The sequence below is a fragment of the Streptomyces sp. NPDC056160 genome (genome assembly GCF_042268205.1).
Lineage (GTDB): Bacteria > Actinomycetota > Actinomycetes > Streptomycetales > Streptomycetaceae > Streptomyces.
Genome location: NZ_JBHJUW010000116.1, coordinates 15405 through 28219 on the forward strand (window position 1 = coordinate 15405; position 12815 = coordinate 28219).

Here is a 12815-nt window from a genome sequence, read left to right on the forward strand (position 1 = left end):
GGATGACGGCCGTCGGCGAAGGCGACCTGGTCCTCGGGGCGCTCGCGTCCCTGGGGACGCCCCTCGACTGCGCCGGCCTGGCGCGTGTGGACCTGGAGGGTCCGCAGGTGCTGTGGCTGGTGGCGGCCGGTGCGGTGGACCTGTTCGCGGTCGACGCGGCGCAGCAGGGCCACTGGCACCACCTGGGCCGGCTGGAGGCCGGCTCGCTGCTGCTCGGTCCGGTCGCGGGCCCCCGGCACACGCTGGTCGCGCGCCCGCTGCGCGACTGCGTCGTGCGCCGCATCGGGCTGCGCGAGCTGTACCAGCAGGCGGGCACCCAGTCGTGGTCGTACGACGAGTACGGCAACCCCCAGTACGTACCGCCTGCCTCCAGCCCCCTGGAGTACGCGCTGGCACTCGGTGTCGGCCGGAGCCTGGCGGTCCTCTTCCAGGCTCCGACGGCCGGGGAACGGGCCGGGGCGCCCGGCGACGACGACGTCTTCTGGATGCAGGTGCCGCCGGGCAGCGTGCAGTACGGAGCGCTCCACGGCGCCGAGGCCGCGGCCGACCTGCTGATGGACCCCGCCCTGTGGCAGAGCGTCGTGGACCAGCAGTACCGGCTGCTGACGGCGCTGGACCGCTGGATCGAGGAGCTGGAACGCGGCCACGAACTGCGCGCCGCGGCCGGCATCGAGGCCGGTGAGGCGGTCCGCGCCGAGGCCGACCGGACGCTGATCGCGTCCCTGGGCCGGTCCTCGGCGCGGCGGGCCACGGCCGCCGACGCGGACGCCACCTACGCGGCCTGCCGGCTGGTCGCGGGGGCCGCCGGGATCACGCTCGCCGCGGCCCCGCGGCCCGGTACCGGCGACGACCGGCTCGATCCGGTGGAGCGGGTCGCCCAGGCCTCCCGGGTGCGGACCCGGGCCGTACGGCTGGACGGCCGCTGGTGGCGTGAGGACGTGGGTCCGCTGGTGGGTCACCGGGCGCTGTCGGGGGCGCCGGTCGCGCTGCTGTGGCGGCGCGGCGGGTACGTCGCCGTGCATCCGGGGACCGGCCGGGAGACCCCGGTCGAGAAGGCCAACGCGCAGGAGTTCGAACCGCGGGGGGTGATGTTCTACCGCCCACTGCCCGACCGCCGCCTCTCGCCGCTCGCCCTGCTCCGCTTCAGCCTGCGCGGCACCGCGCGGGACCTGGTGAACCTGCTGGTCAGCGGGCTCGTGACGGTCGCCGTCGGGGCACTGGTGCCGATCGCCACGGGCAAGGTGCTCGGGAGTTACGTCCCCAGGGCCCAGCAGGGGCTGATCACGCAGGTGTGTCTGGCGGTGATGGTGAGCAGCGTGGTGGCCGCGGCGTTCACCCTCCTGGAGAACCTGACGGTGCTGCGGCTGGAAGGACGGATCGAGGCGACGCTCCAGCCGGCCGTCTGGGACCGGCTGCTCAGACTGCCCACCGGGTTCTTCGCCGGGCGTTCCACCGGTGAACTGGCCAGCGCCGCCATGGGCGTCAGCGCGATCCGCCGGCTGCTGGCGGGGGTCGGCCCGGTGGTCGCCCAGTCGGGGACCGTGGGCGCGATGAACCTGGCGCTGCTGTTCTGGTACAGCCCGTCGATGGCGGGGGTGGCCGTCGGCATGCTGGTGGTGATCGCGGCCGTGTTCCTGGGGCTCGGTCTGTGGCAGGTGCGGTGGCAGCGGCGCCTGGTGGTGCTCGGCAACAAGCTGAACAACCAGGCCTTCCAGACGCTGCGCGGACTGCCGAAGCTGCGGGTGGCGGCGGCGGAGAACTACGCGTACGCGGCGTGGGCCGAGCAGTTCGCGCACAGCCGCGAACTCCAGCAGAAGGTGGGCCGGATCAAGAACCTCACCACCGTCCTGGGCGCGGTGTACCTGCCGGTGTGCACGCTCGTGATGTTCATGCTGCTGGCCGGTCCGGCGCGCGGCTCGATGTCGGCGGCGGCGTTCCTGACGTTCAGCACGTCGGTGACGATGCTGCTGACGTCGGTGACCCAGCTGACCGGGGCGTTCGTGTCGTCGGTGGCCGCGCTGCCGCTGTTCGAGGAGATCAGGCCGGTGCTGGACGCCGTGCCGGCGGGAAGCACCCGGCCGGGGCCGCTGTCGGGCGCGGTCGAGGTGCGGCGGCTGTCGTTCCGCTACGCCGACGACGGGCCGCTGGTCCTGGACGACGTGTCGTTCCAGGTGCGGCCGGGCGAGTTCGTGGCGATCGTCGGGCCGAGCGGCTGCGGCAAGTCGACGCTGGTGCGGCTGCTGATCGGCTTCGACCGGCCGTTGTCGGGCAGCGTGCTCTACGACGGCCAGGACCTGGCGGCGCTCGACCGGTCGGCGGTGCGGCGGCAGTGCGGGGTCGTGCTCCAGCACGCCCAGCCGCTGACCGGGTCCCTCCTCGACATCATCCGGGGCACCGAGCCGTGCACGCCGGAGGAGGCGATGGCGGCGGCGGAGCTGGCGGGGCTGGCCGAGGACATCCGGCGGATGCCGATGGGGCTGCACACCCTCGTCTCCGGCGGCGGGGCCGTCTCGGGGGGGCAGCGGCAGCGGCTGATGATCGCCCAGGCCCTGGTGCGGCGGCCGCGGATCCTCTTCTTCGACGAGGCGACCAGCGCCCTGGACAACGACACGCAGCGCACGGTGATCGAGAGCACCCGCAAGCTGGACGCGACGCGCGTCGTCATCGCCCACCGGCTGTCGACGGTGCTGGACGCCGACCGGGTGATCGTCATGGAGGACGGCAGGGTCGTCCAGCAGGGGGCGCCGGCCGAACTGCTCGCGGACACCGGCGGCCGGCTGCACGAGCTGGTGCGGCGGCAGCTGACCTGACACCGGTCCGTATCTCCGCTCCGTCCCGCACCTCCCCCTGACACGACCCCGCACCCCCCCACACCCGCGCCCCCTGACACGGCAGCGTTTCTGCGAAACGTTGCCGTTTCGTTCGTCGTCGTCTAGGCTCGATGTGTACGAAACAGTTTCGTTTACGTTCTCTTTATCCGGTCGACACCTCGACGTCCCACGACTTCACCGGAATGGTTCCAACATGTCCGACAAGACCCTGACCGACGGCATCCGGGCGGATGCCGTCGAAGCGGCGCCCGCCGCCTCGCCCAGGCGGTGGTGGATCCTCGCGGTCGTCGCCGTCGCCCAGCTGATGGTGGTCCTGGACGCCACCATCGTGAACATCGCCCTGCCCTCCGCCCAGCAGGACCTCGGCTTCTCCGACGGCAACCGCCAGTGGATCGTGACGGCGTACGCGCTCGCCTTCGCCTCCCTGCTGCTGCTCGGCGGCCGCATCGCCGACCTGTTCGGCCGCAAGACCGCCTTCCTCGTGGGCGTCGTCGGCTTCGCCGCGGCCTCCGCCCTCGGCGGTGCCGCCGGCGGCTTCGGCATGCTGGTCACCGCGCGCGCCCTCCAGGGCGTCTTCGGCGCGCTCCTCGCCCCGGCCGCGCTGTCGCTGCTCAACACCACGTTCACCGACGCTCGCGAACGGGCCCGCGCGTTCAGCGTGTACGGCGCCATCGCCGGAGCCGGCGGTGCCGTCGGCCTGCTCCTCGGCGGCCTGCTGACCGACGCCCTCGACTGGCGCTGGACGCTGTACGTCAACGTGGTCATCGCCGTCGTCGCCTTCGCGGGCGGCTGGGTCCTGCTCGGCAACCACCGCGACGCCGCCGGCTCCAAGCTGGACGTGCCGGGCACCGTCCTGGTCGCCGGCGGTCTGTTCACCCTGGTCTACGGCTTCTCCAACGCCGAGACGCACCACTGGGGTTCACCCCTGACCTGGGGCTTTCTCCTCGCGGGCGGCCTGCTGCTGACGGCCTTCGCCTGGTGGCAGACCAGGGCCGCGCACCCGCTGATGCCGCTGCGCATCCTGCTCGACCGCGACCGCGCGGCCTCGTTCCTCACCGTGCTGATCACCGGCGCCGGCATGTTCGGCGTGTTCCTCTTCCTCACCTACTACCTCCAGCTGAACCTCGGTTTCAGCCCCACGAAGACCGGCGTGGCGTTCCTCCCGATGGTCGGCGCGCTCATGGTGACCGCGCAGCTCGGCACCACCGTGCTGGTGCCGCGGCTCGGCCCGAAGGCCGTGCTGCCGCTGGGCTTCGCCATCGCCACCGTCGGTATGGCCTGGCTGACCGGCATAGGCACCGGCTCGCACTACGTGAGCGCGGTGCTGCCGCAGCTCGTGGTGACCGGCATCGGCCTCGGTCTGGTCATGCCGCCCGCCATGCAGCTCGCCACCGGCGGAGTGGCCGCCGAAGACGCGGGCGTCGCCTCCGCGACGGTCAACGCCATGCAGCAGGTGGGCGGTTCGATCGGCACGGCACTGCTGAACACGCTGGCCGCGAGCGCCGCCACGGACTACCTGTCCGGCCGCGACGCGTCCAGCAAGCTGGTCCGGGCCCAGGCGACGATCGAGAGCTACACCACCGCCTTCTGGTGGTCGGCCGGCTTCTTCGCCGCCGGCGCGGTCATCGCCTTCCTGCTCTTCCGCCCGGGCGTGCCGCGGGCCGACGCGGACGCGGGCCCGGTCGTCCACATGTGACCGGTCGTCCACATGTGTCCGGCGCACGCGGCTGCCGACGGCCCCGGCGCACGCGGTCTCGACCGAGCTGCGCACCCGGCCGCCGACGGCCGGCCGAGCGCCGGGGCCGTCGTCCGTGAGGACGGCGCCCCCGCTCCTCGCAGGACGGCGGCCACCGCTCGTCGAAGGACGGCCGGCCCTTGCGCTTCACCGGGCCGCCAACCGGGCGAAACCGGCCGTTCCCCCGGTGTTCATCCGCCGCTGCCGCCGCGGTCAGGCGTAGGAGATCACCTGGTTGGGTACCCACCGGCCCATGCGAATCAGCGTGATGGACGTGGGGTCGAAGACGGTCCGGCTGGTGGTGGCCGACGCGGTGGGCGGGGCGCCGCTGCCGGTGCACACCGCCAAGTGGCGGCTACGGCTCTCGGAGCAGGTCACGCCCGGGAAGGACATCCCCGAGGAGGCCGTGGAGCAGCTCGTCGAGGCGGTCTCGGAGGCCGGCCGGACGGCTGCCCGCTGGGGTGCGGCGGGCCCGCCCGCCTTCGCGACCGCCGTGGTGCGCGGAGCCCCGAACCGGCTCCAGGTGCTGCGCGCCGTGCGCGCCCGCACCGGCGTCGCGCTGTGCACGCTGCCCGGCGAGGTCGAGGCCGAGCTGACCTTCCTGGGTGCCCGGCGCTGGATGGGCTGGCGGTCGGGGCCGCTGGCCCTGCTCGACATCGGCGGCGGCTCCTTCGAAGTGGCCTTCGGCCGCGGCCGGCTCCCCGACTTCGCGGCGTCGCTGCCGCTCGGCGCGGGCCGGCTGACCCACGAGTTCCTCGCGCAGGAGGACCCGCCGTCCCCGGAGCGGCTCAAGGCGCTGCGGCGCCACGTCCGGCACCAGTTGCGGGACGTGGCCGCCCGGGTCCGCTGGGAGGGCCCGCGCACCGCCGTGGCCACTTCGCGCACCTTCCAGCAACTGGCCCGGTTGTGCGGGGCCGCGCCCGGCCGGCACGGCCCGTTCGTGGAACGCGAGCTGCACCGGGCGGCACTGCGCCGTGCGGTCGGCGAACTGGCCGCCCTGCCCGCCGCCGAGCGCGCCGCCCTGCCCGGCATCTCCGCACCGCGCGCCGCGCAGAGCCTGGCCGGCGCGCTGGTCGGGCACACTGCGATGAAGCTGATGGGCCTGAAGGCGGTCACCGTCTGCCCGTGGGCCATCCGCGAGGGCGTGCTGCTCCGGCAGATCGAGGAGGGGGAAGCGGGAGCCTCCTGGTGGGAGCGGGTCTCCCGGCTCGGCGAGGACCCCGCGCCCCCGGAGCCCGTACCGCTGCGCCTGGCGGCGGCGACGGCGAGAGGCTGAGACTCGGGAAAGCGGGGAAGCCGGGACGGAAAGCGGGGAACTCGCACCACGCGAGAAGAGAACCACCCGGCGCAGCAGCACGAGAAGCACGAGAAGAAGCGGAAGACGAGTGAAGGAGGAACCGGCCATGCCGGACAAGAACGGGAAGCGGCCGCAGGACAAGCCGGACACCGCGCTCGGCGAGGTCCTGCGCGAGTTCGAGAACGCCGAGACGGACGTCTACGGCAGCCGCGAGCGCCGGCACCGGGGCGAGGCCGGGGAGGCGATCACCCCGAACACCCGGGCCCAGGAGGAGGCCGAACGGGAGGCCGGGGAGGACACCGCGGGAGGGACCGGACCGGACCGGGGATGACCGGGGGCCCGCCGGGTACCCGCCGCCCATGGACCACCTTCGCCGAGGACCCGAGCTGCCCTGCGCCCGCGGCCCGCTCAGCGCGGCCGTCCGCGCCTACCTGCGCGGCACCCGCCCGCTCCCCCGGCCCGAGGAGGCGGGCGGCGCGGCGCCCTACGGCGACGACCTCCAGCTCGCGCTGTACCTCTGCTACGAGCTGCACTACCGCGGCTTCGCGGGCGTCGCCGCCGAGCGCGAGTGGGACCCCCCTCTCCTCGGCGTCCGGGCCGCGCTGGAACACCGCTTCCTGACCGCGCTGCGCGCCGACGCCACGGTCCACGGCAGCCTGGACGACGCGCTCGGCGACCTGCTGGTCGAGCCGGTGGACGGCGCCGGGGTCTCCCACCACCTGCAAGACAAGGGCGAGTTGTGGCAGGTGCGCGAGTACGCCGCCCAGCGCTCCCTCTACCACCTCAAGGAAGCGGACCCGCACGCCTGGGTGCTGCCGCGCCTGTGGGGCCGGGCCAAGGCGGCGATGGCGGCGGTGGAGTTCGACGAGTTCGGCGGCGGGCGCACCGAGCGCGTGCACGCCCGGCTGTTCGCGGAGCTGATGAGGGACCTGGGGCTGGACACGACGTACGGCCACTACCTGGACGCGGCCACCGCCGAGGTGCTGGCCACCGTGAACCTGATGTCCCTGCTCGGGCTCCACCGCGAACTGCGCGGCGCGCTGGTGGGCCACTTCGCCGCCGTGGAGATCACCTCCTCGCCCGGCTCGCGGCGGCTGGCCGAGGCGATGCGCCGCACGGGCGCCGGGCCCGCCGCCGAGTTCTTCTACGACGAGCACGTCGAGGCGGACGCGGTGCACGAGCAGGTCGTACGCCACGAGGTCATCGCCGGGCTGCTGGAGGAGGAGCCGCAACTGGCGGCCGACGTCGCCTTCGGCATCGACGCCACCGGCCACCTGGAGGACCGGCTCGGTGACCGGCTGCTCACCGCCTGGCGCGCGGGCCGCTCCTCGCTGCGGGTCCCGCTCGACGCGGAGACGGGCCGCCTCGTCGGTGAACAGCGCTGATCACCGGTCGAACAGCAGTGAACGCAGCGGTCCGGGGTACTCGCGTGACGTGAGTCGACTAGGGCGTGTTTCGAAAGTAGCGCCGTCCGCCCGGAGGGCGGGCCCCGCGGCGTCTGGTGCGTGCGATCGCAAGGCGGAGGGTCGTCCTCGTACCGGGCGTACGTGGACGATCCCGACAACGCGGCGAGCGCGCGTGCCAGGCGTCGCGGGGCCGGGGGCACCTCCCGGCCGAAGGCCGGGGGAGGGACTTTCGGAACACGCCCTGGTGCTCCCGGGCGTCTACGCCCCTCAGGAGGACACCGCGCTGCTCGCCGAGGCCCTGGCCGGCGAGGCGCTGCGCCCGGGCGCAGCGGTCCTGGACGTGGGCACCGGCAGCGGGGCCCTGGCGCTGGCGGCGGCCCGGCGCGGAGCGCGGGTGACCGCGGTGGACGTGTCACGGCGGGCGGTGTGGACCACGCGCCTGAACGCCCGGCTGAACCGGCTGCCGGTCCGGGCCCTGCGCGGGAACCTGTTCGCTCCGGTGCACGGCCGGACCTTCGACCTCGTCCTCGCCAACCCGCCCTACGTACCGGCGCCGCACGCCGGGCGCGTGCCGCGGGGCAGGTCGCGGGCCTGGGACGCCGGACGCGACGGCCGTCTCGTACTGGACCGGCTCTGCCGGGAGGCGCCCGCGCTGCTGCGGCCCGGTGGCGTGCTGCTCGTGGTCCACTCCACGCTCAGCGATCCCGGCCGCACCCTGGACCTGCTGCGCACGGCCGGCCTCAAGGCGGCCGTGGTGCGCCGCCGCTGGATCGGCTTCGGGCCCGTCGTGCGCAGGCGGCGGGACTGGCTGCGCGCGCACGGGCTGCTGGGTCCGGCCGAGGAGAGGGAAGAGCTGGTGGTCATCCGTGCCGAACGACCCGTCTGACGACTGCCCCGGCGGCGCCCCGCGGACCGCGGCGCCCCGCCGGGTGACGATGCAGCGGCAGGGTCCGATCCTCGTGGACGGGCCGGTCGAGGTGGAGCTGGAGGACGGCACCACGGTCGTGTCCCACCGGTTCCGGGTGGCCCTGTGCACCTGCCGCCGCAGCCGCCGCTACCCGTGGTGCGACACCAGCCACCGCAAGCGGGCTCCGGACCCGTCCGGCGGTGCGGCCGGAGGCCGTGGCCGCGCCGCGCCGGACGGGCCCGGATGACCCACCGCGATACCGGGGGCCGGCGGGAGGCCCCACTCCGCCCGCCGGCCCCCGGGGCGGGATCGCCGCGGTCCCCGCGCCGGGCCCGCACTCCCCAGTCACGGGACCCAGGTGCTGCGCGGGGGCCGCGCGATCCCGGTCTCAGAAGGAGAAGACGACGCTCGCGACGGAAGCGTTCTTCTCGCACTCGTTGGCGAAGGTGTGCCGCAAGGAGACGCGCCTGCCCTGCCAGACGCCGTCGGCGGTGACCACGACAGGGTGGTACTCCCGGGTGCACCACACGTCGCCACCCGCCGTGAGGGCCTCGAAGTCGCCGTCCGCCTCGCGCAGGGCGGCGCACGCCTCGGCCGCGGCGGGGTGGGTGCCGGTGGCCGTCGGGGCGCAGCTGAGCGTGACGGCGCGCTCCGGCGTGGCGGTGGCGGCGCTGTCTCCGTGGCCCACGGTCAGCACCAGGGCCGAGGGGGCGTACAGGGAGGCGGGAGCGCTGGACGGGGTGGCGAGCGCGGCCCCGCTGAGGGGTCCGCAGACGGCGGTGGCCGTCAGGCCGAGGGTGGCTGCCCAGCGCGCGGTGTTCCGCATTGTGTGCTTCCTTCCGCAGGATTCGACGGGTGGTGCCGGCTGCGACACGGTCGGTGCCGGGCCGGCGAGCGGGAGTCTGCCGAGTCCGCCGCCGAAACTCACATCGGACCCACCGGATTCGGTAACCTTGCGTATTGAATCAGTGGCGCGAAGTCACGGAATCCGAACAGGTGGACCCCCGATCCATGGGCCCGGCGATCACGGGATCGGGCCGGATGGCCTGATCTCCCCCGCTCCGCAATCGTCCTGAAACACTCCGGCCGACCGCGTGCGCGACGACGTCCGTTCACCCTCCGCTCACCCCCGGGCCGGTTGCCGTACCCGCCCGCCCGGCGCCGGAGGCCACGGCTCACCCCTCGGCGGTGGGTGCGCACGGCCCGGCGCGGGGCACGTCCGCACGGTCGACCCGTCCCCTACCCGCCAGTATGGTCGGCGGTGCGACGCGGCGCGGGGCCGGTGGGGAGAGGCGGGAGGTACGGATGGCGAAGCATTGGGCGGATTTCCAGTACGAGATCTATCTGGACGGCATGACGGGCGCGGTGCCCCGGCTGCCCACCGACCTGGGCCGGCTGGAGGAGCTGACCGAGCGGCGGCTCGGGCCGGGCCCGGTGGGCTACGTGGCGGGCAGCGCGGGCGACGGCAGTACGGCGCGCGCCAACCGGGCGGCCCTCAAGCGGCGCCGGATCGTCCCGCGCATGCTGCGCGACGTGCACGAGCGCGATCTGTCGGTGCGGGTGCTGGGGCGCACCCTGCCCGCCCCGCTGGCGCTGGCGCCGGTCGGCGTGCTGTCGATCATGCATCCGGACGCGGAGACGGCGGCGGCCCGGGCCGCCGCCGCGCAGGGCGTGCCGTTCGTCCTGTCGTCGGCCTCCAGCACGCCCATGGAGCAGGTCGCGGAGGCGATGGGGGACGCCGAGCGCTGGTTCCAGCTGTACTGGGCCAAGGACCGCGAGGTGACCCGCAGCTTCCTGGGGCGGGCGAAGGCCTGCGGGTTCAGCGTCCTCGTCGTCACCCTCGACACGCCGCTGCTGGCGTGGCGCCCTCGCGACCTCGACCAGGCGTACCTGCCGTTCCTGCACGGGGTGGGCACCGCCAACTACTTCACCGACCCGGCGTTCCTGTCCCGTCTGGCCAAGCCGGTGCACGAGGACCGGAACGCGGCGGTGCTGCACTTCGTCGGGATGTTCGCCGATCCCGGCAAGACCTGGCCGGACCTGGCGTTCCTGCGGGAGAACTGGGACGGCCCGATCGTCCTGAAGGGTGTCCTGCACCCGGACGACGCCCGCCTGGCCGCCGAGGCCGGGATGGACGGTGTGGTGGTGTCCAACCACGGCGGGCGCCAGGTGGCCGGTTCGATCGCCGCCGCCGACGCGCTGCCGGAGGTGGCCCGGGCGGTCGGCGACCGGCTTGCGGTCCTGTTCGACAGCGGGGTGCGCAGCGGCGACGACGTCTTCAAGGCGCTCGCGCTCGGCGCGCGGGCGGTGCTGCTGGGGCGGCCGTACGTCTACGGGCTCGGTCTGGACGGCCGGGCGGGCGTCGAGCACGTGATCCGCTGCCTGCTGGCCGAGTTCGACCTGACCCTCGCCCTCTCCGGCCACGCCACGCCGGGCAGCGTCGGCCCGGCCGACCTGGTGGCGGACGCCCGGTGAGCGCACGGCGCGGCGAGCCGTGCGCCCGGTGAGCCCTGTGTCCGGTGGGCCGACGGCGCGGTGGGCCATCGGTGCTGCCGCGGTCAGATCTCCCAGGAGCGCAGCCGGTCGGCCGCGCCGTAGACGTCGGTCTTGCCGGACATCAGGTCGCGGGCGAGGTCGACGAGGGCGCCGTAGGGCGGGTCGATGCCGACGCCGCTGACGTACATGTAGGCCACGGCGGTCGCACAGGCGAACCGGGCGTTGGCCGAAGGCAGCGGTTTGAGCACGGCGAGGGTGTGCAGCAGTGCGGCGGCCCGCCAGGCCGGATCGGAGTCGACACCGAGGCGGGGCGGATCCACGCGGTGCCGGGCGACGGCCGCCACGAGGGCGGAGAAGTCGTTGACGGTGGGCTGGTCCGGCAGCACTTCCTCGTGGCGCTGGAGCAGCCAGGGCACGTCGATGTGGAGGACGGGGGTCATCGCTCAGGCGGCCCGTCCCGCGCCCCTGCTGGGCTGCTCGTCCTCGGGGAACGCGGCGGCGAACTCGTCGGCATGGGCCGAGAAGAAGCGGCGGAACGCCTCGGCGCCCTCTTGGAGGGCCCGGTGCCGGGCTATGTCGGCCGCGGCGGCCTCGCGCACGAGCGCCTTCATCGACGTACCGCGTTCCTTGGCGATCTGCCGCAGGTCCTCTAGCTCGCGGTCGCTGAACTCCACATTGAGCGCTGGCATGGGCCATACGGTACCGCTCGGGGTACTGGCGCGTAAATAGCCGCAGGTCACGGCCGTTTCGGGCGGTACCGTCGCCGGGAGCGCCCGCCCGGCCGGGTCGCGGCCGACCGGGCGAGGAGGACGGAGAAGAGGACTGCGGGGAGGAGCGGTCAGGCGCCGCGCCGCCGCCGGAACCGCTTGGCCGGCCGCAGCCGGGACGGCATCAGGCCCCGCTCGGCCTCCACGGCGATCACACTGTCGCCGCCCGCCGCGAGGAAGGCGATGCCGTTCCACAGGAAGGGGGTGCTGCCGCGGCCCCTGTGGCCGAGGTCCCGTTGCCACAGCCGCCTCCCGGTGGCCAGGTCCACCGCGCACAGGTACCGCCGGTTCTGCCCGGCGGCCAGCCAGCCGGTCGAGCCGCTGATCGCGAGGGCCGAGCCGCCGTCGGCGTCCGCGAGTTGCCAGCGCTCCTCGCCGTTCGCGGCGTCCAGCGCGTAGACGCCAAGGCGCTCCACGCTCACGTAGACCGAGTCGCCCTGCACGGCCACCGCCTCCACGATCCGCCCGCCCGTGCGGCACCCCCACAGCTGGCGGCCCTGCGTGTCGAACGCGTACACGCCGCCGCCGGAACTGGCATACACCACTCCGTCCACGACGCAGGGCGCGTTGGCGCTGCCGAAGTCCTGCTTGCCGCCGTCGGCGTCCCGCCACAGGAGCTTGCCCGACCGGGCGTCGTAGGCGCTGAGTTCGCCCTCGCCGCCGTTGTGGAAGATCCGGCCGCCGGCCAGCGCGATCGTACGGTTCCCGTAGTCGTGCTTGGGGACGGACCACAGCACCTCACCGGTCGCGGCGTCCGCCGCGGTCAGGACGCCCTTGCCGCGGATGAACTTGAACGGGTAGCCGGCGTCCGAGGTGTACACCACGCCCGCGTGGGCGAGCGCGTACATGGTGTGCTTGTAACCCCGGTGGTGCCAGCGGACCTGCCCGCTCAGCGCGTCCAGCGCCCACAGGCCCTGCCGGAAGTCGGTCACGAAGGCCAGCCCGCCCATGACCGCGGGCGCGTGGCACATGCCCGACGGGGCGGTGAAGCGCCAGCGGCACTCGCCCGTCAGGGCGTCCACGGCGAAACAGGCGCCCTGGAGGGCGCTGAAGTACACGATGCCGTCGCTGACCACGGGCGTGTCCTTGAGGAGCCCCCACCGGTCGCGGAACCGCCAGGGACGGAACCCGTCCGGGACCGTGCCCGCCGGGTACACCCCGGCCCGGCCGGGCCCGCCCAGTTCGTTCGCGACAGCCGATGCCATGCCCATCCCCCCGACTCCGCCGAACAGCGGGACGCCGGTCGCCCCGCACGCGCGCGTGCCGATCCTAGTGCCGCGGCAGGCAACGTTCGCCCCGTCGCGACGCCCGGCACGCACTCTCGCCGCACCGGCCGAAAGCCCGAGTACGTCCAGTACGAGGACTTCCGGCCGGCA

12 protein-coding genes are annotated in these 12815 nt (G+C 74.4%); 8 read left to right on the plus strand and 4 right to left on the minus strand.

Going from position 1 to position 12815, the window contains the following annotated elements; translation table 11 throughout:
• Positions 1–2 precede the first annotated feature (2 nt).
• The 7 genes from ACFC02_RS31810 (at position 3) to ACFC02_RS31840 (ending at position 8423) form a co-directional block, all read left to right on the plus strand.
• The gene (locus tag ACFC02_RS31810; protein ID WP_376364894.1) at positions 3–2810 is read left to right on the plus strand and encodes an NHLP bacteriocin export ABC transporter permease/ATPase subunit; all 2808 of its coding nucleotides are present in this window, start codon (positions 3–5) and stop codon (positions 2808–2810) included.
• Between the two features lie 214 nt (positions 2811–3024).
• The gene (locus ACFC02_RS31815; RefSeq protein ID WP_376364896.1) at positions 3025–4527 is read left to right on the plus strand and encodes an MFS transporter; all 1503 of its coding nucleotides are present in this window, start codon (positions 3025–3027) and stop codon (positions 4525–4527) included.
• 292 nt (positions 4528–4819) lie between these two features.
• Complete coding sequence (locus tag ACFC02_RS31820; protein WP_376364898.1) at positions 4820–5842, plus strand: Ppx/GppA family phosphatase; 1023 nt, start codon at positions 4820–4822, stop codon at positions 5840–5842.
• A gap of 127 nt (positions 5843–5969) precedes the next feature.
• Complete coding sequence (locus ACFC02_RS31825) at positions 5970–6194, plus strand: hypothetical protein (RefSeq protein ID WP_376364900.1); 225 nt, start codon at positions 5970–5972, stop codon at positions 6192–6194.
• A gap of 28 nt (positions 6195–6222) precedes the next feature.
• Complete coding sequence (locus tag ACFC02_RS31830; protein ID WP_376364902.1) at positions 6223–7248, plus strand: iron-containing redox enzyme family protein; 1026 nt, start codon at positions 6223–6225, stop codon at positions 7246–7248.
• Positions 7249–7513: 265 nt separating this feature from the next.
• Positions 7514–8155 carry a HemK2/MTQ2 family protein methyltransferase gene (locus ACFC02_RS31835; RefSeq protein WP_376364904.1) on the plus strand — a complete coding sequence of 214 codons (642 nt, stop codon included), beginning with the start codon at positions 7514–7516 and terminating at the stop codon, positions 8153–8155.
• Positions 8136–8423, plus strand: a complete 288-nt coding sequence (locus ACFC02_RS31840; protein WP_376364907.1) for a CDGSH iron-sulfur domain-containing protein — start codon at positions 8136–8138, stop codon at positions 8421–8423. Before ACFC02_RS31835 ends, ACFC02_RS31840 begins: the two co-directional genes overlap by 20 nt.
• A gap of 141 nt (positions 8424–8564) precedes the next feature.
• Here ACFC02_RS31840 and ACFC02_RS31845 read toward each other — a convergent pair whose 3' ends face one another.
• Positions 8565–9002: a subtilase-type protease inhibitor gene (locus ACFC02_RS31845; protein ID WP_376364909.1), complete on the minus strand. Its 438-nt coding sequence runs from the start codon at positions 9000–9002 to the stop codon at positions 8565–8567.
• A 479-nt stretch (positions 9003–9481) separates the two neighbouring features.
• Between ACFC02_RS31845 and ACFC02_RS31850 the strand changes: the two genes are divergently transcribed.
• Positions 9482–10651, plus strand: coding sequence for a lactate 2-monooxygenase (locus tag ACFC02_RS31850; protein ID WP_376364911.1), 1170 nt, complete (start codon positions 9482–9484; stop codon positions 10649–10651).
• A gap of 83 nt (positions 10652–10734) precedes the next feature.
• Here ACFC02_RS31850 and ACFC02_RS31855 read toward each other — a convergent pair whose 3' ends face one another.
• From ACFC02_RS31855 to ACFC02_RS31865, 3 genes are all read right to left on the minus strand, one after another.
• On the minus strand, positions 10735–11112 hold the full coding sequence (locus tag ACFC02_RS31855; protein ID WP_037851140.1) for a toxin Doc: 378 nt from the start codon (positions 11110–11112) through the stop codon (positions 10735–10737).
• A gap of 3 nt (positions 11113–11115) precedes the next feature.
• A complete protein-coding gene (locus ACFC02_RS31860) occupies positions 11116–11361 on the minus strand; it encodes a hypothetical protein (RefSeq protein ID WP_360961801.1) in 246 nt (81 codons plus the stop codon).
• Between the two features lie 149 nt (positions 11362–11510).
• Positions 11511–12644 carry a PQQ-binding-like beta-propeller repeat protein gene (locus ACFC02_RS31865; protein ID WP_376364914.1) on the minus strand — a complete coding sequence of 378 codons (1134 nt, stop codon included), beginning with the start codon at positions 12642–12644 and terminating at the stop codon, positions 11511–11513.
• Positions 12645–12815 lie beyond the last annotated feature (171 nt).

Coding starts and splice junctions, on each gene's coding strand:
- ACFC02_RS31815 (WP_376364896.1), top strand. CDS start 3,025: ATGTCCGACAAGACCCTGACCGACGGCATCCGGGCGGATGCCGTCGAA.
- ACFC02_RS31860 (WP_360961801.1), bottom strand. CDS start 11,361: ATGCCAGCGCTCAATGTGGAGTTCAGCGACCGCGAGCTAGAGGACCTG.
- ACFC02_RS31810 (WP_376364894.1), top strand. CDS start 3: ATGACGGCCGTCGGCGAAGGCGACCTGGTCCTCGGGGCGCTCGCGTCC.
- ACFC02_RS31850 (WP_376364911.1), top strand. CDS start 9,482: ATGGCGAAGCATTGGGCGGATTTCCAGTACGAGATCTATCTGGACGGC.
- ACFC02_RS31845 (WP_376364909.1), bottom strand. CDS start 9,002: ATGCGGAACACCGCGCGCTGGGCAGCCACCCTCGGCCTGACGGCCACC.
- ACFC02_RS31825 (WP_376364900.1), top strand. CDS start 5,970: ATGCCGGACAAGAACGGGAAGCGGCCGCAGGACAAGCCGGACACCGCG.
- ACFC02_RS31830 (WP_376364902.1), top strand. CDS start 6,223: ATGGACCACCTTCGCCGAGGACCCGAGCTGCCCTGCGCCCGCGGCCCG.
- ACFC02_RS31865 (WP_376364914.1), bottom strand. CDS start 12,644: ATGGCATCGGCTGTCGCGAACGAACTGGGCGGGCCCGGCCGGGCCGGG.
- ACFC02_RS31855 (WP_037851140.1), bottom strand. CDS start 11,112: ATGACCCCCGTCCTCCACATCGACGTGCCCTGGCTGCTCCAGCGCCAC.
- ACFC02_RS31820 (WP_376364898.1), top strand. CDS start 4,820: ATGCGAATCAGCGTGATGGACGTGGGGTCGAAGACGGTCCGGCTGGTG.